The organism is Nonlabens sp. SCSIO 43208, assembly GCF_050703575.1.
GTDB lineage: Bacteria > Bacteroidota > Bacteroidia > Flavobacteriales > Flavobacteriaceae > Nonlabens > Nonlabens tegetincola.
In genome coordinates this window covers 1,253,750-1,273,929 of the sequence record NZ_CP065365.1, presented here as the reverse complement: position 1 = coordinate 1,273,929, position 20,180 = coordinate 1,253,750, and the positions used below count along the sequence as shown (strand labels likewise).

Sequence of the window (20,180 nt, the reverse complement as noted above, 5' to 3'; positions counted from 1 at the left end):
TTAAAGGTCGCCCTTTAACAAGTGAAAAGTATCCTTTCTTTATTCAAGAAAGGATACTTATAATATTAATACTTGAAATTAATCAAGGATCTCAGTTACCTGACCAGCACCAACTGTTCTACCACCTTCACGGATAGCAAAACGTAAACCTACGTTAAGTGCAATTGGCTGAATAAGTTCAACCTCAATAGTTAAGTTATCTCCAGGCATAACCATTTCAACACCGCTTGGTAATTTGATATTACCAGTTACATCAGTTGTACGAACGTAGAACTGTGGACGGTAGTTATTATGGAATGGAGTGTGACGTCCACCTTCTTCTTTCTTAAGGATATAAACCTCAGCCTTAAAGTGTTTGTGTGGAGTTACTGAACCAGGAGCAGTAATTACCATACCACGAGAGATTTGATTTTTATCAATACCACGTAATAAGATACCTGCATTATCTCCAGCCTCACCTCTATCAAGGATCTGACGGAACATTTCAATACCAGTAATAGTAGAAGTCAATTTCTCAGCTCCCATACCGATAATCTCTACAGGATCTCCAGTATTTGCAACACCAGTCTCGATACGACCAGTAGCAACAGTACCACGACCAGTAATAGAGAATACATCCTCGATAGGCATCAAGAATGGCTTATCCATATCACGTACTGGCTCTTCAATCCATGCATCCACTTGGTTCATTAATTCAAGAACAGTATCAACCCACTTTTGCTCACCATTAAGTGCACCCAAAGCAGACCCCATAACTACTGGTCCATTATCACCATCATACTCATAGAAACTTAGTAACTCACGTACTTCCATCTCAACAAGCTCTAATAATTCCTCATCATCAACCATGTCAACCTTATTAAGGAAAACAACAATACGAGGAATACCTACCTGACGACCTAATAGGATGTGCTCACGAGTCTGTGGCATAGGACCATCAGTCGCAGCAACCACTAAAATAGCACCATCCATTTGCGCAGCACCAGTTACCATGTTCTTTACATAGTCGGCGTGACCTGGACAGTCAACGTGTGCATAGTGGCGGTTTTCAGTTTGGTACTCTACGTGCGAAGAGTTAATTGTAATACCACGCTCTTTTTCTTCAGGAGCATTATCGATCTGGTCAAAGCTTCTTGCTTCAGAATAACCAGCATCAGCAAGCACCTTTGTGATAGCAGCAGTAAGAGTAGTCTTACCGTGGTCTACGTGACCAATTGTACCTACATTAAGGTGCGGTTTGGAACGATCGTACGTTTCTTTAGCCATAATTATAGTCTTAGTTTATATTAGTGTTTCAATTTAAAAACCATTTAATTTACAAAATGGCTTATACCACAAATGGCCCCTAATTGAGACCTTTTTCATCTTAATTGAGCCAATGACGAGATTTGAACTCGTGACCTCTTCCTTACCAAGGAAACGCTCTACCCCTGAGCTACACCGGCTTTTATTATGCTTTCGCGAAAGCGTAATAGCCAAAGGCATATTTTAAGCATCACATCTCGTTAATGCTGCATCACACCAAGGTGCAATAATTGAGCGGGAGACCGGGTTCGAACCGGCGACATTCAGCTTGGAAGGCTGACGCTCTACCAACTGAGCTACTCCCGCTTAAAGAAATTACTTTAACATAATTTCATAATAATGTGTTTGTGGGGAGAGCAGGATTCGAACCTGCGAAGGTTGCCCAACGGAGTTACAGTCCGTCCTCGTTGACCGCTTGAGTATCTCCCCAATGCTTACACATTTATTTCAAAAAACTTGAGCCGATAGAGGGACTCGAACCCACGACCTGCTGATTACAAATCAGCTGCTCTAGCCAGCTGAGCTATATCGGCTTTAAACTCTTTTTGTCTTCACAAAAACAGCCCGTTGTTTTAACGGACTGCAAATGTAAACCTATTTTTTAATTCACAAAAAAAAAAATTAAAAAAAATTAATGAGAAATTAATTTTTCCTTGCGGCGCTTGAGCTGACGCTCCAATGCAGCAGCACATTCGTCAATACATTGCTCAAAAGTTTTACATGTTTTTGTAGCAACCATATCGTCTCCTGGCACGAATAACCTTACCTCAGTAATCTTATTTTCCTTATTACTAGTCTTTTGAACTTTCAAATAAACATCGGCGCTTATAATTTTATTATAATACTGCTCTAATTTATCTAACCTTTTTTGAATGAACTCAATTAACTTGATGTCCGCATCAAAATTTACTGATTGCACGTTTACTTTCATAATCTTACGTTTTTGAGGTTACTATTTCTTTGAGCGCGGATGAGCATTTTTATAAACTCCTTTTAAAGTAGCCATACTAGTATGTGTATAAATTTGTGTTGACGACAAACTAGAATGACCTAAAAGCTCTTTAACCGCATTTAAATCTGCTCCTTCATCTAGTAAATGAGTTGCAAAAGTGTGCCTCAATACATGAGGACTTACTTTTATCTTACTAGACACCTTACTAAAATACGATTTTATAATTCTATAAACAAGAGACGGGTATATTTTATCACCTTTAACTGTAATCAATAATGTATCCACATCTCGTTTATCCATAAACACCCGCAACCTTAAATAATTATCCAACAACCAATACAAACGATCGGTTACCGGCAGGATGCGTTGCTTATTTCTTTTTCCTACAACGCGTATTGTTCTAGCAGATTGCTCAAATGAGCTGATTTTAAGACTAATTAACTCTTCTCGGCGAATTCCTGTTAAATAAAGTAACTCAATAATTAATCTATCCCTACAATTTTCAAAATCTTCTATATCGATTTTTTCATTAAGCACCTTCAACACTTCTTCTTTGGAAAATGGCAAGGTCAATCTTTTAGAAGTCTTTATACTTTTATGATGCAATAGTGGGTTTTCCTTGATTACGTCAATTCTCTTTAAAAATTGAAAGTATGTTTTAAGCGCAGTTATTTTTCTATTTACAGATTGAGCTAGCAGTCCCTCTTCTAACAAGAATGCGATATAAGATCTTATCACCTGATAATTAACCTCATTTAAATTTACACCTTCAAATTCACAAAACCGTTTAAACTGGCACAAATCTCTATCATATGCCTTTAAAGTATGGGCTGAGTATCCCTTTTCAACTGATAAGTATTCTATGAAATTTTCAATAAACATAAAAAAAACCGCTAGAAAGTAAATTTAAACATTTCTTTCTAGCGGTTAAACTTTAAACTAAAGAGTTCTTAGATATTCTCTTGATCTCTTAAGTGCTGGATGTATTCAGCTTTAATCTTTTGTGCTCTTTTTGCTACAGACGGCTTTGTAAACTGTTGTCTTCTTCTTAGTTCACGCATCTTCCCTGTTCGATCAAATTTTCTTTTGAAACGTTTTAGAGCTCTATCGATATTTTCTCCTTCTTTAACTGGTATTATTAACATAGTGGCATCACCTCCTTTCTTTAGCGAGTGCAAAAATACATTTATTTTTTAATTCTAGTAATAAAAGATGTAATTCCTGGCAAATAAATTATTTAGCAGCAGGTTTGTAGTCTTTACCATCAAGCTCCATTTTTGCTATTATCTCACGCATAATTTCACTCGTACCACCACCAATAGGTCCTAAGCGACTATCTCTCCACATACGTGCAAGAGGATATTCTTCTATATATCCATAGCCACCTAAATATTGTAAGCATTGATAGATTACCTCGTCTGCTATTTTAGTAGATACTAACTTTGACATACTTGCCTCTTTAACAGGATAAAGCCCTTTATCTAGCTCCTCGGCGATGTTATAATTGAAACATTTTGCCATTTCAACCTCACTTAGCATATCAGACATTTTATGGCGTAATGCCTGGAATTTGTCCAATGACTTTCCAAACGCCTGTCTATCTCTCATATATTGAGCAGTGTATTCCAGCGCGTATTCTGCTCTAGCATGAGCATTGATACCCATTATTAATCTCTCAAGAGCAAAATGCTGCATTATGTACGCAAATCCTTTACCTTCTTCACCCATCAGGTTTTCAACTGGTACACGCACGTTATCAAAACCTATCTCACCGGTATCACTTGCTCTCCATCCCAATTTATTTAGTTTAGTTGCGCTTATACCAGGCGTCTCACGATCCATTACGAATATGCTAATACCTCTTCCTTTTGCATTAGGATCAGTTTTTGCAGCAACAACCAGATAGTCCGAATAAACTCCATTTGTTATGAAAGTTTTTGATCCGTTAATTATATAATGATCTCCTTCCTTTACAGCGGTAGTTCTCATACCAGCTACATCACTTCCTCCAAACGGCTCTGTTATACCCAAACATCCTATTTTTTCACCTGTTAAAGTAGGAACAAGATATTCTTCCTTAATTCTTTCATCACCTTCCTTAAGCAAATGCTGTGCACCTAGAAATGCTTGTACCCACATCGCAGCCGCAAACCCACCTGAGTTAATACGCTGCATTTCTTCTAAAAAAATAACAGTATAGAAAAAGTCAAGGTCAAGACCACCATATTTTTCAGGATAATAAAGACCAAAGTAGCCCATCTCTCCCATTTTTTGGAAAATCTCTCTATCAATTTGACCGGTTTCCTCCCATCGTTCAATATGAGGAAGGGCTTCTTTTTGAAGAAAATCTCTAAAACTCTGTCTGAATGCGTTGTGTTCTTCGGTAAAGTATTTTGAGTACATATAAAATTATCGTATAATATTTCTAGTTAGTCGAGCGTCAAATATAACTGAATTAGGGCCAATTTCTCTTCAGGGAAACGGGAAGTTAACAGTACTTTATCCCAGCTCTTAAATCCATCTCGTAATGTGCGTTGCTCTATTAAAGCATCAACCAAGTAGTCGTTAAAATATGGAATGCTTAACAATTCTTCTCTTGTGGCGGTATTCAATGCTATTTTAGTATGAGAAGCGTTGTTTGTCAAATAGAATTTTTCTTTGATCCTTATAAAAGTAGAATCAGGCAAACCATAAACTGATTGTACTTGCAACATATCAACAAAGCCACCTAATCTATCTCTTTCATTAATTATTTTCTTTGCTGTAGCAGGCCCTACGCCATACACCGACCTCAAATCATTATTAGTAGCTTGATTTATGTTTTTGCGAACATGGGTTCGTTTATTGGCGTAAGTCCTAGTTTGGTTTTTATTTTCCGTCACCCATTTAGGGAATTTAAAAAAGGGGCTTATACTATCCAACCATTTGTCACTTACACCAGTCACCTCTTTAAATTGCCTAGTAGAGTTGATCCATTTTCCGCTTTCGCGAAAGCGTAATAATCTATCTATTTCCTCTACAGTCAACCCTAATTTATAGCCTTTAAAATCTGTAATGTAATTAGGATTGAATGGATAGATGGTATCACGTTTTCTTTTTTGTAAGGCAATTAAGGAATCTATCTGACCTTGATACCCTTCAATTCTAGACACGCTTAATTGGTTAGACGATTCAGTTGATTTTGTATATCCGTAAAACCCTATCGCAATTATTAATAAGATGCTTAATACAAAAATCCCTCTGAGCTGATTTTTAGTAAAAGCAAAGAGGGATTTAAATTGATTCATAAAACTGTATTATGCATCTTTTTTCAAGCCTAATTCTCCTGATTTAAGCTTACGCCAGTATTCATTAAGATCACGTTTAACTTCACCTGACATTAGATACAATCCAATAATATTAGGGAACGACATAGCAAGTATCATCATATCTGAAAAGTCTAGAACAGCACCTAACGATACAGAAGAACCTATAACTACAAAGATTAAGAAAATCATTTTATAAGCAATCTCTACCATACGACCTTTCCCAAAAAGATAGGTCCAAGCACGCATTCCATAATAAGACCAACTTATCATTGTACTGAATGCAAAAAGGAAAATTGCTCCTGCTAAAACATATGGGAACCAAGATATAACACTACCAAAGGCATCAGAAGTAAGTTGAGCTCCTGTAAGTCCTTCTACCTCGTGCATTCCTGTGAAGATTAATACTAAAGCCGTAAGTGTACAAACCACTACAGTATCGATGAAAGGCTCTAACAATGCAACAAAACCTTCAGAAGGTGGATGATGCGTCTTTGCAGCACTGTGAGCAATTGCAGCAGACCCTACACCAGCTTCGTTTGAAAAAGCCGCACGTTGAAATCCAATGATTAACACCCCAATAACACCACCTTTTAATGCCGAAGGACTAAAAGCACCATCAATGATGGCAGAAAATGCAGGCCCTACATTCTCTATATTAATAATTATAACCGCTAGCGCTGCTATTATGTAGACACTAGCCATGAATGGAACAATTTTACCTGTAACTTTTGCGATACTTTGGATACCACCAATTATTACCACACCTACTAACACTGCTGTTATTATACCAAATATAAATCCATGTCCTTCTAGGAAAGTAAATTGAGTTGCTAGACCTTCAAAAGCTTGATTAGACTGGAACATATTACCACCACCAAAGGAAGCTCCAATTGCAAGTACTGCAAATAAAACTGCCAATACTTTACCTAATCCTTTTTTATTTTGTTTTTCAAGACCATATCTCAAGTAGTTCATAGGACCACCATAAACAGCTCCTGTACTTGAAATATCTCTATATTTTACACCAAGAGTACATTCCACAAATTTTGAAGACATACCTAGTAGTCCAGCAACTATCATCCAAAATGTAGCTCCTGCTCCACCTATAGAAATTGCTACAGCTACACTCGCTATATTTCCTAATCCTACAGTTCCTGAAACTGCTGTTGCCAAAGCCTGGAAGTGAGTAACCTGACCTGGTGCTGTTGGGTCATCGTACTTTCCTTTTGCAAGATCTATGGAATGCTTAAATCCTCTAAAATTGATGAATCCCATTCTCAATGTAAAGAATAAAGCCCCTAGCACTAACCAAATTACAATAAACGGAATAGGCTTTTGTTGAACATCACCATTAGGATGAAGTAAAGGAACCTTTTCATCATACTTAACTTGTGCAAACAAATGAGCTCCTGTTTCTATAACATCGCCACTGTTTTCTCCATTATAAATAACGTCCCCAGGATTAAGGTCTTTACCACGACTTTGTAAGTGGTTAAACTCACCACTAGCTGGTGAGGAAACAACCACATCTTGACCATTTTCTACTGCAACAATAGCAACCTCATCACCTTTTTTTACTTTTTCACCGTCGTTTTTCAACCATTGTTTAAGCGTGTACTTATTTGCATCTCCAGCTTCCCAGTTAGGTATAGAAATCTTTTTTGATTCTGCATAAACAACTGGATCGTAAATTCCAATTGCCGAAAATAAATCCCAGAACAGTACATTCCCCAAAGCTCCTACAGCAGGCACGGCAGCACCATTCAAATGCTCTACTATACTTTCTGCTTTAACTTCGTATACTCCTGCCACGTTATTTCCATCGGCATCTGTTACCTCAACTGTATAATTAATCCCCTCAGTAAGTGAAGTTGCGGTATTTGATTTCAATGGAGTGGATTGATTGGACCATTTGTAAGTATATGGTGCTTTACCACCTGACACAGTAACGGTAATAGAACCATCATTTATCTCTGATGTCGGGTTAGTAGTTTGAGCCTTTAAAATAAGCTCTTGTGCGTTACCTAACGTGGTTATAAGAAAGGCAGCAACCAGTATGTAAATACTCCTCATATATTAAATTTGATTAAACAAGGCAGCAATATCTTAAAAAATATTGCTAATTAAAAATTTAAAAGTGATAAACCCTTAGTCTCCTATGCGATATACCTTTTGTAAATGTTGTATTTGATTGGTATTTCCAACTACTATTATTTTTGATCCAGGAACTAATTCTATCGAGGGATCAGGATTTACAATATAATCTCCATTAGGATTTTTATACCCAATAATTGTACAACCAGTTTCTTTTCTTAGGTTTAAATCTAGAATATTGCAAGACCTTTGGTGATCAAACATTTGCTCAAATGAAACTTGTTCTAGATTAACTCCATCATTACCACCATAACTCAAATTATCCCAAAACTCTATTAAGTCTGGACTTACAATTAATGAAGCCATATGCTGCCCGCCTATTAAGTCAGGTAGTATAACGTTATTGGCTCCTGCGAGTTTAAGTTTACGCACAGTTGTCTCTTCACTTGCTCTTGATATAATCATCAACTTACTATTCAACTGCCTAGCACTTAAAACTACAAAGAGATTATCTGCATCATCAGGAAGAGCTGATATTAAAACACTGGCACGTTCGATTCCAGCGTTAAGCAAGGTTTCATCCTCGTTTGCATTACCTCTTAAAAAGTATTTACTATCCAAGCTAGCTTCATCTATAACTTCTTGATTTTTTTCAAGAACTATAAAATCACGATTATAATCTTGTAACTTCTCAACCGCTTGACGCCCGTTGCGACCATAACCGCAAACAATAACATGATTCTCCATGTTCTTAATTTGTTTAAGTTGTCTTTTAAAAATAATATCTCGTACTGAACTTCGTGAAATTAAATACTCTGTAAAAACACTTACTGCATATCCCACTGCAACTACACTTACTAAGATAAGCGCTATGATGAATAACTTAGCTTGCGGCGATGGATTTCCAATTTCTCGATAGCCTACAGTAGTAATCGTAATCACCGTCATATATAGAGCATCGATCACGTCTAGATCCATGGTTACCATGAATCCAATCACACCAGCACAAAGAATACTAAGAAGTAAAGTAAGTGCAATTTTTATCTTCCTACTCATTAGCTTAAAGATCAAAGACAGAACTTCGCTTTACGTATACTAAGTCTTTTATTTTTAACCAAAAAGCAATAATTAAATATACCGCAAATCCAGCACCGAGCGTAGCAAACGTAAAGTATATAAAAGTAATTCTTACACTGCGCGCTCTCATCCCTAAACGATCTGCTAACCGTGTAGAAACATAAAAGCCGTATTTTTCTAGATAAGTTCTTAAACTAGCTACCATTCCCATAAAGTAAAAATACTATTAATTCCTGACTAGTGAAACACCTACATCACATTGCAAACACTTATTTCTATCGCAATAGTTAGGTTTTAATTGCAACAATGATTGTGAAGTTAATGCCGATTTTACATTAATCAACTTTTTAAATCCATTTATGACCGCGTTACTTTCTGCTTTAACGGAATCCATAAGTGCGAGTAATTCCTCGGTATTTTCCTTACCCATTTGTTGACCATAATAAAATTTTATAGGCACGATACAATTGATAATGATTAAATCTATAAAAGCCTTAGTTAATCTTTTAGGCTGGTCATTAGTCTTCTTATCAAAAACATGATGATCATCCCAGTATTTAGATGCCTTTAATTCAAATAAATCATACACATCCTCTTTAGTTACAGCAAGCAAAACCTCAGCAAATAACATAGGTTTTCTATGGTATAACATGGCCAACTGTGAAATTCTCACCGTAGGAAAATTTGCTGGTCTCAATCTGAAAAACTTCATAGGTGTGAGCGATGGCTGTATTTGATATTTCGCTTTCGCGAAAGCGTACTCTTTAACACACAATTCGTAATACCTATCTTCCTTTTTCTCATCCAATAATCCTGACTGACCTAATAGTGCACTTTCTAACTGAAAAGAATCACGAGCCAATTTGCGCACGGTAGCCTGATCGATGCTTTGTGCTAACTGTTCAAAAGCATCAGCATTTGTTTTTGTACCAAAACTGCGAGCCAATAACTGAAAAAAAGCTGCTTCCCAGTCGTTATTGGATTGTTTCAAATAGTGTTTAATCCTAGCAGATTTTTGTTGCAATCTATTTATAAATAATTTTTCCAGCCATAAGTTGAGTTTAAATTCATTTACGTGCGGTAAATCCTGCTCACAGTTTATAAACTGATTGTTTTTATGTGCAAAAAGCTTGCGGTAGGACATCACTAGATTTTCTGGAACAAATCTTGAAACTTCCAGAACAGGTATTTTAATTCCATCTCGAGTTGAAATTTCAGCATCGTGCTGCCACACCACGTGTAAAATCACGTTATCATAAGCAGGATCATCGTCGTGACCGTGAAGAAACCAATCACTAGCTTTTACATGCATTTCTACATTACCTGCCCATTGTTGATTTCCTATTTTAAGTCTAGCATTAAAGAAATCTGGACCACTTTCAAAATTATGGGAACCTAGGGATTGAATAACAAGATCAACCCCATCTGTGGTAGTTAAAGGAATACCTGATAACTTTTTAAACTTCCATAAGTAATGAATAAAATCTTCTTGCATAAAAAAAGGTCATAATCTTTGTAAACTTAGAACAAAAATTATAACCTTTAACAGTACCTCACATACCTATAGGTGAAGTAAATTATTTTTCATCTGGCAAATAACTACCATCTTCATTTAACCATCCTTTTTCTTGCATCCAGTCATCGTTAAAAAACTTACCTACGTAACGGCTTCCGTGATCATGGAATAGAATAACTATCACATCATCCTTATTGAATCCAACTTGCTCATGAATTTGGCGTAAACCTTTAATGGCCGCACCTGCACTATTTCCTAAAAACATTCCTTCTTCTGCAGCAAGTCTTCTAGTATATACCGCTGCATCTCGATCAGTTACTTTAGTAAAACCATCGATCACTTCAAATCTTACGTTGAGTGGTAAAATATCTTCACCTATACCTTCTGTTACATAAGGATGTATCTCGTTTTCATCAAATATTCCTGTTTCATGATATTTTTTGAAAACTGATCCGTAGGTATCAATTCCCCAAACTTTGACATTTGGATTTTGTAATTTTAAATAAGTTCCTACTCCCGAAATGGTACCACCAGTTCCTACTCCAACGACGAAATGAGTTACCTTACCTTCTGTTTGTTCCCAAATTTCTGGCCCAGTAGACTCATAATGCGCTTTACAATTAGAAGGATTATCATATTGATTAACATACCAAGAGTTAGGAGTTTCCTCGCTTAATCTCTTACTGGTAGAATAATAAGATCTAGGATCATCAGGAGCCACATCAGTTGGGCACACATGGACTTGAGCACCTACAGCTCTCAAAATATCCATTTTTTCTTTTGATTGCTTATCACTTAATACACAAACTAATTTGTAACCTTTTATGATTGCAGCGAGTGCTAGTCCCATACCTGTGTTTCCACTGGTTCCTTCAATGATAGTTCCACCTGGTTTCAGTCTTCCGTCAGCCTCGGCATCTTCTATCATTTTAAGTCCCATACGATCTTTAACGCTGTTTCCTGGATTAAAAGTTTCGTATTTAGCTAGGACTAATGCTGGAATATCCTCAACTAGCTTGTTCATTTTAACCAATGGAGTGTCACCTATCGTCCCTAAAATATTTTCTGCGTATTTCATAAATTGCATTAAGAGGTTGCAAAAATACCGTTTTAAATAACGTAATCTAGCTTTTTAAAAAGCTTTAAGAGAGTATACGCTGGTAGAATTCTTTTTTTGCGTTTTCATCTTTTCCAAACAACCATCTTACCACATGCTCATCCCACATGCCTTCATAATCAGATTGTGTTATAATCTTGCGATCAATGGCCAAATCAAGAATTTTCCCAGGATAACTACTTTGTTTTTCACTATCCATTTCTCCTAATGGATATGGATCATCCAGACCTACAAGAATTTGTTGAGCACCTTGATTTTTTACTAAAAGTTCTAGAGAACCAGTATCGTGGACTAGTGTGTCAAAGAATATATTAGGATGTCCTACACTTTTACGAGGATGTGTTTTACCCTCAAATAAATCTGGTCGACCATCAAAACCTTGAATCCTGCGACCTAAGTTCATTTGGGCTAACTGACCGCCATGTGCAAAACAAACTCTCATACCTGGGTACTTTTGGGCGTATCCATTAAGAGTTAAAAAATGATAGGCATCGGCGCATTGTGCAAGCATCCAGATAAGATGAAAACGCCATGCTGTATTTTGAAGTTTGATAAACTTCTCTCCATCATACGGATGAATTTCTACAGCTAGATTGAGCTCACTTGCAAGTTCAAAGATAGGTTCATTCTCCTCATCAAAAATACAACGCCATTGACCTATAGTATCCATATAATGAGTAGGTAAGCACAGTAATCTCATGCCTAGAACTTTTACACATCGTTCTATCTCCCACAAAGCACCACGTATAAAACCTGGATGCACTACAAATCCACAGGTGAATTTATTAGGGTGATCGTGTTGCACTCTTGCGTTAAAGTCGTTTTGAAATCGTAAGGCTTGTTTCATTTCCTCCAACCTCAAACCATTTCCATACAATTGACTTAAATTTAAAATAACCGCATGATCAATCTTGTATTTGTCCATCCACTCTAGTTTCTCTTTCAAGAAAAAGCTAGAATCCGTAACGGGTCTCTCCCAATCTTTTTGGAGCATTTTTTTACGATCCTTATCTACCCAAAAGATTCCTTTTTCACGCATGAAATCAGGTATCTCCTCTGGATAAGGAAGTAAATGTGAGTGACCGTTTATACGTAGTTTTTTGGACATAATATTGTAGATGGTTTATAAAATTAGTAAAACAGATTGCTTATTTAGAATATTAACAAAATTATTCTTCTTAAAATCTTTCTTTTGCTACAAACTCTTAGTTCGCCCACCATCGACTGGCAGATTTATACCGTTGATATATCCTGCTAGATTACTAGATAGGAACAACACAGCATTGGCTACTTCTTCCGGTTGTGCAAAACGTCTAGCAGGAACGTAATTTTTCATAATTTCTGCAGCTTGTTCCTCGCTATGACCAGCTCTATTTGCTTTACCTGCGATAATCTTGTCCAATCTTTCGGTAGCTGTAAAACCTGGTAGTACATTATTCACTGTGATACCATATGGTCCTAACTCATTACTCAATGTTTTTGCCCAATTTGCAACGGCTCCTCTTATTACATTAGATACTCCTAGAAATTCAATGGGCGCTTTTACACTTGTTGATATGATATTTATGATTCGCCCGTAGCCTGCTTCCTTCATCCCAGGAGCACATGCTTTAACTAATACTTGATTACACTTTATATGCTGTGTGAATCCATCTTCAAGCGCCTTAACCTCGGCATCTATTAAATAGCCAGGTGCAGGTCCGCCTGTATTATTGACTAAAATGTGAATTGGGTTCGCTTTCGCGAAAGCGGAAACTACCTCATCCACTTCCTTATAATTTAAAAAATCGGCAACAAGATAGGTGTGGTCATCTCTATGCGTGGTATCCAAAGTAGACAATACTTTTTGAAGTTTATTAGGATTGCGGGCGAGAAGGACAACTCTAGCACCTGCTGCAGCCATTAACCTTGCTGTAGATTCTCCTATTCCAGTACTACTACCGCATACTAGGGCGGTTTTATCTTTAAGATCTATTTTCATGTAGCGAATTTACAGAAATTAACCAGCAAACCCCTTATGTAGTTCTATGCAAATCTCTTAAATAGGAGTATTTTTGCAGTATATTTCAATCTAATGATCGTAACAAAAACAAAGGAAGAACTAGAGATAATGCGTAAAGCAGCCTTAATGGTAAGTAAAACTCTAGGAATGGTAGCAAGTGAAATTAAACCAGGTGTAACCACATTAAGACTCGATGAACTCGCTGAACAGTTTATCAGAGATCATGGTGCAATTCCAGGTTTTAAAGGATTGTACGATTGTCCTAGTACTTTACTTATTTCTCCAAATGAAGAAGTTGTCCATGGGATTCCTAAAAATGTTGAAATTAAAGAAGGTGATATACTATCTGTAGATTGTGGTGCTATCGTTGAAGGTTTTTATGGTGATCATGCTTACACCTTTGCCGTTGGAGAAATCCCACAAGAAACTCAAGATTTATTAGACCGAACTAAGAATTCTCTCTATCTAGGAATAGAGCAATTTAAAACTGGAAACCGTGTAGGTGACGTGGGATATGCCATACAGAATTATTGCGAAAGCTTCGGATACGGTGTTGTACGAGAATTAGTCGGTCATGGAATAGGTAAAGTGATGCATGAGGATCCTCAAATGCCTAACTATGGTAAAAGAGGTAGAGGCAAGAAATTTGTAGAAGGAATGACAGTAGCTATCGAACCTATGATTAATTTGGGAACCAAAAACATCAAGCACCATAGTGATGGATGGACGATAACCACACGGGATAAAAAACCAAGTGCGCATTTTGAGCACGACGTAGCTATTGTTAATGGAGAACCTAGGTTACTGAGTACTTTTGACTACATCTATGAGGTTTTAGGCATTACATCAAACGAGGAAGATCCTTATCGTTGGGTCGATTAATCGTTTACCTTGATTCTATTTAATTTTTAGATTAATCTCATATTGAAAAAACTTTTCAAATTTTTCCTTAACCTAATACCTAGAACATGGCTCATTAAAGCAAGTTATTGGGTGCGCCCAATTATTGCGTGGTGGTATAAGGGTAATAAATATGAAGATCCTATCGATGGTAAAACTTTTTCTTCATTTTTACCTTATGGGTATGAAAATGTAAGAGAAAATGTGTTGTCACCTAGCACACTTTCATTAGAAAGGCATAGGCTTCTATGGCTTTATTTAAACAGGGAATTACAAGTATTTACCAAACCTTTAAAACTATTGCATTTTGCTCCTGAGCAGTGCTTTTATAATCGTTTTCGCAATAGCGACAACATAGATTATACTACGACAGACATAGAATCACCACTTGCTGATGTTCAGGCAGATATTTGTGACTTACCCTTTGAAGATAATCAGTATGATTTAATTCTGTGTAATCATGTATTGGAACACATTACCAATGACACAAAAGCCATGCAAGAGCTTTATAGGGTTTTAAAACCAGGTGGCACCGCTGTTCTCCAAATACCGCTGGACATGAATAGAAAGGAGACCTTTGAAGATGACAGCATTACCGATCCTAAACAACGAGCCCAAATTTTTGGGCAGTATGACCACGTTCGTGTATATGGAATGGATTATTTCAATAAATTAGAATCTATTGGTTTTAAGGTGGAAGCTGTTGATTACACAACTACCCTTAATAGCAAAGAAATTGACCGTTATAGACTAGCCGCAGGTGAACTTATACCAGTTGTAAGGAAATAATTAAATCGCCTTTTTTACATACTGTTTAAATCCTGGAGTAGTTTCAAACCTTAACATACCATTTTCATCTATATACATTATTATAACCTCTATTTCGGGCAAGTTTTTAAGATGAATTCTAGATTTTTCTAATGGCATTGCCATAAAGGCTGTAGCATAACCATCAGCTAAAGTACATGAATTTGCTATCACGTTTACACCTATAACCTGTGAAGGCTGTGCTTTACCAGTTAATGGATTTACCGTGTGAACATACTCTTGACCCGAGCTTGAGTCAATTTTAAACTTGCGATAATTACCACTACCTGCCATAGCCTTATCGGTTAACTCAACAACAGATAAGTAACTGGTCTTATTCCCTTTTTTCTTAGGGTCCTCAATTCCAACGGACCAACTACCGTTGCGTTCTAGATTTTTACCTTTGGCATATACTTCTCCACCTATATCCACTAGGTAATTTTCAACTCCTTGTTTAGTGAGCCACCTAGCAATGTAGTCTACTAATGTTCCTTTACCTATAGCATTAAAATCCATGTAAACACCAGGCTTTTCTTTTTTAATATAGACACTATCTTGGATTTTTGATGGAACAAGTGACAAGTTATGAAAACCCACAAATCGCATTAAACTGTCTATTTCTTTTTCAGTAGGTATTTTTTCTTGCTCTCCATTTGCTCCAAAACCATAAGCATTTACAAGATTACCTACCGTAGGGTCAAAATACCCATCGGTTTTACGATAAATATCGCTTGCCTTTTCAAATACTTCTTTAAATGGCTTGCCTACAAGTACACTATCAACCTCGTTATTAAGTTGATTAATAAGCGAGCCCTTTCGCCAGGTACTCATAGAGGAGTTGAACATTTCAATTATACTATCCACGCTTTTTTCTACTGCTACTTCATTTTCATGAAACAGGGTAATATTATAATAGGTACCTATAGCATTACCCGAGAATTTTTGAGCTTGAATATCGTTTTCTGGTGTTTGATTCTTGCAACTTACTGTTGCTAACACCACAAGCAACAAAAAACTTAAATACCTCATTTTATTTCAATTAATCCAGCATAATTAACCACATAATCTTCATCATGGTGTACTGGAATTTCATAATTATTCGAATTTGCAAGACCTACTCCTGCATAAAAAGTACGGGCTTTAAATTTAACAGCATGATCTCTCATGGTTATCATTAAATCTTCATCATACTCTACAGGATTGTTGGGGTAACGTATTGCTCTAACTACAACAAAATGTAGCTTCCCTTTTTTTAAAGCCACAAATTGAGGATCTTTTTTAGGTTTTGAATTAATACTTAAAAACTCAAAACCTTCCTCTTCCATTTCTTTACCTACTATATTCATAGCAAGTTGATGTAATTCTTGATCTGTAAGTGGATTCATGTCACAAAAGTAAGGTTAATTCAAAGAGTATAAAGTGATATAATACAAAATGATAGTCGCAAATCTAACCTATACTTACTGTAAGGTTTTGTTTATATTTAAAGTAACATTAAGGGAAAATTCCTTGTGAGTTCATTAGCTTGCATGCCCGTGAATACAACCAATTATGGATATAAAAAATTTTATCAATAATGAAGAGCACATACCTTTAAGTGGTATGTGGATGGATAATTATGATCCTGCTACCGGTAAAATATATGGAGAGATTCCTAGCTCTAACCACACTGATGTTGAAAGCGCTTATCAAGCTGCTGCAAAGGCTTTTCCATCATGGTCTAATACACCTATTGACACTAAATCCAAAATACTTTCAAAAATAGCCGACTTAATTGAGGAAAATCTAGAAGATTTAGCTAGAGCAGAGTCTCAAGATAATGGCAAGCCCTTATGGCTTGCTCAATCAGTAGACATTCCACGAGCATCTTCAAATTTTAGATTCTTCGCTCACGCAATAACACAATATGCTAGTCAATCCCATGATAGCACAGGTAGAAATACCTTGAATTATACGTTACGCAAACCTTTGGGAGTTGTAGGCTGCATATCTCCTTGGAACTTACCGCTTTATCTTTTTACATGGAAAATAGCACCAGCCATCGCAGCAGGAAATTGCGTAATTGCAAAACCCAGTGAAGTAACTCCTGTCACTGCCTATCTTTTAGGTAATATTTGTAAAAAAGCTGGATTACCTGCTGGTGTTCTTAATATAGTACATGGAACTGGCCCAGAATGTGGACAAGCTATTGTAGAACATCCAGGTATAAAGGCTATAAGTTTCACCGGTGGCACAAATACTGGCGCTAGGATAGCAGCAACAGCAGCGCCTATGTTCAAAAAACTATCTCTAGAATTAGGAGGAAAAAATCCCAATCTTATCTTTTCAGATTGTGATTATGAAAAAATGCTACACACTACCGTAAGATCATCATTTGCAAATCAGGGACAAATATGTTTGTGTGGATCTAGAATATTTGTTCAAGAAGAAATCTACGACAAGTTTAAAATAGACTTCATTAAACTAGTTCAGGAACTTACTGTGGGACATCCCATGTCTAGTACTACCAAAGTCGGCGCCGTGGTTAGTGCTTCGCATAGAGATAAAATATTATATTATATCGCTTTCGCGAAAGCGAACCCAGAAGAATACACCATTTTAACAGGCGGCAACACACTTCAAATACCCAATTACGAGGATGGCTATTATATTGAGCCTACTGTAATTGAAGTTTCTAACAACACTTGTAAATTGAATCAAGAGGAAATCTTTGGGCCTGTAGTTACCCTTATGACTTTTAAAGATGAAGAGGAAGCTATCACCCTTGCAAATGGTACAAGATATGGCCTAAGCGCAACTGTTTGGACAGAAAACCTCAACAGAAGCATTAAGTTAGGAAATGAGCTCGAGGCAGGAATTGTTTGGGTAAATACATGGTTAAATAGAGACTTAAGAACCGCTTTTGGTGGTGTTAAGGACAGCGGTATAGGCCGTGAAGGCGGTTTTCATGCGCTCGACTTCTTTACCGAAACAAAAAATATATGTATAGAATACAAATAGAATTATGAGAGTATTAGTTATAGGAGCAGGTAACATGGGACTTACCTATGCAATGGGTATGTCACAGTCCAGTCTTTTAGGAAATAAAAAAATACAGATTTACGACACAGACCCAGATAAAATAAAAACTCTTAAAGAAGAAGGTGTTTTTGAAGTGCACACCTCGCTTGAAGATTGTCTAGGAAAAGTTGATATCGTTTTTATAGCCGTTAAACCATATCATAGCACAAGTTTATTTGAAGAAATGAAGCCCTTAGTAAGAAATGAACAGCTATTCATTTCTCTTATGGCAGGTGTTACTATTGAAACTATACAAGAAGGATTACAAATTGATAAAGTTATTCGAACTATGCCTAATCTACCTGCCAAAGTAGGTAAAGGAGTAACCTCTTATACAGAGTCCAATAGTGTATCAAGAATTGAGTTATTGACAGCAAGACATTTGCTGGACACAACAGGTACATCAATTCATGTGGATACTGAAAAATTTATTGATGCCTCAACAGGAATATCTGGTAGTGGTCCAGCTTATGTCTTTTATTTTATGCAATCCATGCTAGAAGCGGCATTAAAAATGGGTTTTTCAGATTACGATTCAAAAGTCCTAGTGAGCAATACATTTGAAGGAGCCATTGAATTATTCAATCAATCCGATATTTCACCAGAACATTGGATTGATAAAGTAGCATCCAAAGGAGGAACAACACAAGCTGCAATTGATTCCATGGAAGACAATAATGTTAAACAACTTATTCAAGATGCTGCCTATGCCGCTTTTGATAGAGCTGTAGAATTAGGAAAAGAATAGTGAACACAAACTACACAACCATCATAATCGGAGGCGGCGCGGCTGGTTTTTTTACCGCGATCAATCTTGCAGAACAAAATCCAAATGAACGGATAGCTATATTAGAGCGAGGTAAAGAAGTGCTACAAAAAGTAAAAATTTCCGGCGGTGGTCGTTGTAATGTCACACATGCTCAATTCATTCCTAGAGAATTATCAAAAAATTATCCGCGTGGTGAGCGTGAATTACTAGGACCCTTTCACACGTTCATGACAGGCGATACCATAGCCTGGTTTGAAGAACGTGGTGTAGAATTAAAAATAGAGGACGACGGTCGCATGTTTCCTACAACAGATTCTTCACAAACGATTATAGACTGTTTCAGCTCGCTTGGGCGAAAGCACAATATCGACATCCTTACTAGTCACAATGTAACAGCCATTCAAAATTCTAACAACAACTGGGAAATCACGACAAAACAACAAACCTTTTCTGCAAAAAATCTAGTAGTTGCTGCAGGAAGTAGTCCAAAGATCTGGAAGATAATGAAAGACTTAGGACACACTATTGTTGATGCAGTTCCTTCTCTATTTACTTTTAACGTAGTTAACAAGAAAATCACACAGTTAGCTGGTATAGCAGTTAATACCCAACTAAAAATCCCAGCTCTCAAACTTAAATCAGAAGGACCGACATTAATTACTCATTGGGGATTTTCAGGACCAGGAATATTAAAAATGAGTGCTTGGGGTGCTAGAGAACTCAATGATGCGCAATACAAATTTGAACTGGTAATAAATTGGACCGGATACTACAGTGAACAAGAATGCTTTGAAGAACTTCTAGAGCAAAAGAACAGCTCTAAAAAGCTTATTTACAATGAATGGCTATTTGATCTCCCTAAAAGGTTATGGAGGTATTTAGTTGAAAAATCACAGTTAGACAGCACCAGTTGGTCACAAGCAAGTAACAAGCAATTACAACAACTAGCACAACTTTTAACAACTAGCAGTTACACCATAAATGGTAAAAGTACATTCAAAGAAGAATTTGTTACTGCTGGCGGAGTTGATTTAAAGGAAATAAATTTTAAAACATTTGGTTCTAGAATTCATAATAACCTCTATATGGCTGGTGAAATATTGAACATAGACGCCATTACTGGCGGATTTAATTTTCAAAACGCCTGGACTGGTGGTTATTTAATTGCCCAATCCATCGCAAAAAACGGGTAGTTTTTAGAGAGTTACTATAAAGGCTCAATCGGTTTCGTAAATAAAATACCTATGGATTTCTTAAAAATCAACCTTAAGAA

General features: G+C 36.6%; 20 protein-coding genes and 4 tRNA genes. 5 read left to right on the top strand and 19 right to left on the bottom strand.

The window, feature by feature from the left end; genetic code table 11:
* Positions 1-78 precede the first annotated feature (78 nt).
* From tuf to I5168_RS05870, 17 genes are all read right to left on the bottom strand, one after another.
* Positions 79-1,266 (bottom strand): elongation factor Tu, encoded by a 1,188-nt coding sequence (gene tuf, locus I5168_RS05950; protein ID WP_431472689.1) that lies wholly within the window; start codon positions 1,264-1,266, stop codon positions 79-81.
* A gap of 107 nt (positions 1,267-1,373) precedes the next feature.
* Positions 1,374-1,445, bottom strand: a tRNA-Thr gene (locus tag I5168_RS05945).
* Between the two features lie 93 nt (positions 1,446-1,538).
* Positions 1,539-1,611 (bottom strand) — tRNA-Gly (locus I5168_RS05940).
* Positions 1,612-1,653: 42 nt separating this feature from the next.
* Positions 1,654-1,734 (bottom strand) — tRNA-Tyr (locus tag I5168_RS05935).
* 30 nt (positions 1,735-1,764) lie between these two features.
* Positions 1,765-1,838, bottom strand: a tRNA-Thr gene (locus I5168_RS05930).
* A 98-nt stretch (positions 1,839-1,936) separates the two neighbouring features.
* The gene (gene hpf, locus I5168_RS05925) at positions 1,937-2,236 is read right to left on the bottom strand and encodes a ribosome hibernation-promoting factor, HPF/YfiA family (protein WP_042279744.1); all 300 of its coding nucleotides are present in this window, start codon (positions 2,234-2,236) and stop codon (positions 1,937-1,939) included.
* Between the two features lie 21 nt (positions 2,237-2,257).
* The gene (locus I5168_RS05920; protein WP_431472688.1) at positions 2,258-3,139 is read right to left on the bottom strand and encodes a tyrosine-type recombinase/integrase; all 882 of its coding nucleotides are present in this window, start codon (positions 3,137-3,139) and stop codon (positions 2,258-2,260) included.
* A gap of 68 nt (positions 3,140-3,207) precedes the next feature.
* Positions 3,208-3,402, bottom strand: coding sequence for a 30S ribosomal protein S21 (gene rpsU / locus I5168_RS05915; protein WP_042279738.1), 195 nt, complete (start codon positions 3,400-3,402; stop codon positions 3,208-3,210).
* Positions 3,403-3,490: 88 nt separating this feature from the next.
* Positions 3,491-4,660 carry an acyl-CoA dehydrogenase family protein gene (locus tag I5168_RS05910; protein ID WP_431472687.1) on the bottom strand — a complete coding sequence of 390 codons (1,170 nt, stop codon included), beginning with the start codon at positions 4,658-4,660 and terminating at the stop codon, positions 3,491-3,493.
* 26 nt (positions 4,661-4,686) lie between these two features.
* Positions 4,687-5,544: a ComEA family DNA-binding protein gene (locus tag I5168_RS05905; RefSeq protein WP_431472686.1), complete on the bottom strand. Its 858-nt coding sequence runs from the start codon at positions 5,542-5,544 to the stop codon at positions 4,687-4,689.
* 9 nt (positions 5,545-5,553) lie between these two features.
* Complete coding sequence (locus tag I5168_RS05900) at positions 5,554-7,638, bottom strand: amino acid carrier protein (RefSeq protein WP_105018117.1); 2,085 nt, start codon at positions 7,636-7,638, stop codon at positions 5,554-5,556.
* A 75-nt stretch (positions 7,639-7,713) separates the two neighbouring features.
* The gene (locus tag I5168_RS05895) at positions 7,714-8,715 is read right to left on the bottom strand and encodes a potassium channel family protein (protein WP_105018116.1); all 1,002 of its coding nucleotides are present in this window, start codon (positions 8,713-8,715) and stop codon (positions 7,714-7,716) included.
* A gap of 4 nt (positions 8,716-8,719) precedes the next feature.
* Complete coding sequence (locus I5168_RS05890) at positions 8,720-8,947, bottom strand: PspC family transcriptional regulator (protein ID WP_042279727.1); 228 nt, start codon at positions 8,945-8,947, stop codon at positions 8,720-8,722.
* Between the two features lie 15 nt (positions 8,948-8,962).
* The gene (locus I5168_RS05885; protein ID WP_431472685.1) at positions 8,963-10,231 is read right to left on the bottom strand and encodes a DUF2851 family protein; all 1,269 of its coding nucleotides are present in this window, start codon (positions 10,229-10,231) and stop codon (positions 8,963-8,965) included.
* Positions 10,232-10,313: 82 nt separating this feature from the next.
* The gene (locus I5168_RS05880) at positions 10,314-11,330 is read right to left on the bottom strand and encodes a PLP-dependent cysteine synthase family protein (RefSeq protein WP_431472684.1); all 1,017 of its coding nucleotides are present in this window, start codon (positions 11,328-11,330) and stop codon (positions 10,314-10,316) included.
* A gap of 64 nt (positions 11,331-11,394) precedes the next feature.
* Positions 11,395-12,477, bottom strand: coding sequence for an amidohydrolase family protein (locus I5168_RS05875; RefSeq protein ID WP_042279725.1), 1,083 nt, complete (start codon positions 12,475-12,477; stop codon positions 11,395-11,397).
* An 87-nt stretch (positions 12,478-12,564) separates the two neighbouring features.
* Positions 12,565-13,350: an SDR family oxidoreductase gene (locus I5168_RS05870; protein ID WP_105018112.1), complete on the bottom strand. Its 786-nt coding sequence runs from the start codon at positions 13,348-13,350 to the stop codon at positions 12,565-12,567.
* A 93-nt stretch (positions 13,351-13,443) separates the two neighbouring features.
* Here I5168_RS05870 and map point away from each other — a divergent pair, with 93 nt between their 5' ends.
* Both map and I5168_RS05860 read left to right on the top strand, forming a co-directional pair.
* On the top strand, positions 13,444-14,253 hold the full coding sequence (map, locus tag I5168_RS05865; protein WP_105018111.1) for a type I methionyl aminopeptidase: 810 nt from the start codon (positions 13,444-13,446) through the stop codon (positions 14,251-14,253).
* Between the two features lie 42 nt (positions 14,254-14,295).
* Positions 14,296-15,060: a class I SAM-dependent methyltransferase gene (locus tag I5168_RS05860; protein WP_105018110.1), complete on the top strand. Its 765-nt coding sequence runs from the start codon at positions 14,296-14,298 to the stop codon at positions 15,058-15,060.
* Here I5168_RS05860 and I5168_RS05855 read toward each other — a convergent pair whose 3' ends face one another.
* Positions 15,061-16,107, bottom strand: coding sequence for an FAD:protein FMN transferase (locus I5168_RS05855; RefSeq protein WP_105018109.1), 1,047 nt, complete (start codon positions 16,105-16,107; stop codon positions 15,061-15,063).
* Positions 16,104-16,463 (bottom strand): hypothetical protein, encoded by a 360-nt coding sequence (locus I5168_RS05850; RefSeq protein ID WP_060523881.1) that lies wholly within the window; start codon positions 16,461-16,463, stop codon positions 16,104-16,106. The genes I5168_RS05855 and I5168_RS05850 overlap by 4 nt, the downstream gene beginning before the upstream one ends.
* Before the next feature lie 166 nt (positions 16,464-16,629).
* Here I5168_RS05850 and I5168_RS05845 point away from each other — a divergent pair, with 166 nt between their 5' ends.
* Genes I5168_RS05845 through I5168_RS05835 form a run of 3 tightly spaced genes read left to right on the top strand, consistent with a single transcriptional unit; the run spans position 16,630 to position 20,100 of the window.
* Entirely contained in the window at positions 16,630-18,078 is a 1,449-nt protein-coding gene (locus I5168_RS05845) for an aldehyde dehydrogenase (RefSeq protein ID WP_431472683.1), read from the top strand.
* 4 nt (positions 18,079-18,082) lie between these two features.
* Positions 18,083-18,886, top strand: a complete 804-nt coding sequence (gene proC / locus I5168_RS05840; protein WP_105018107.1) for a pyrroline-5-carboxylate reductase — start codon at positions 18,083-18,085, stop codon at positions 18,884-18,886.
* Entirely contained in the window at positions 18,886-20,100 is a 1,215-nt protein-coding gene (locus I5168_RS05835; protein ID WP_373420728.1) for an NAD(P)/FAD-dependent oxidoreductase, read from the top strand. The genes proC and I5168_RS05835 overlap by 1 nt, the downstream gene beginning before the upstream one ends.
* Positions 20,101-20,180 lie beyond the last annotated feature (80 nt).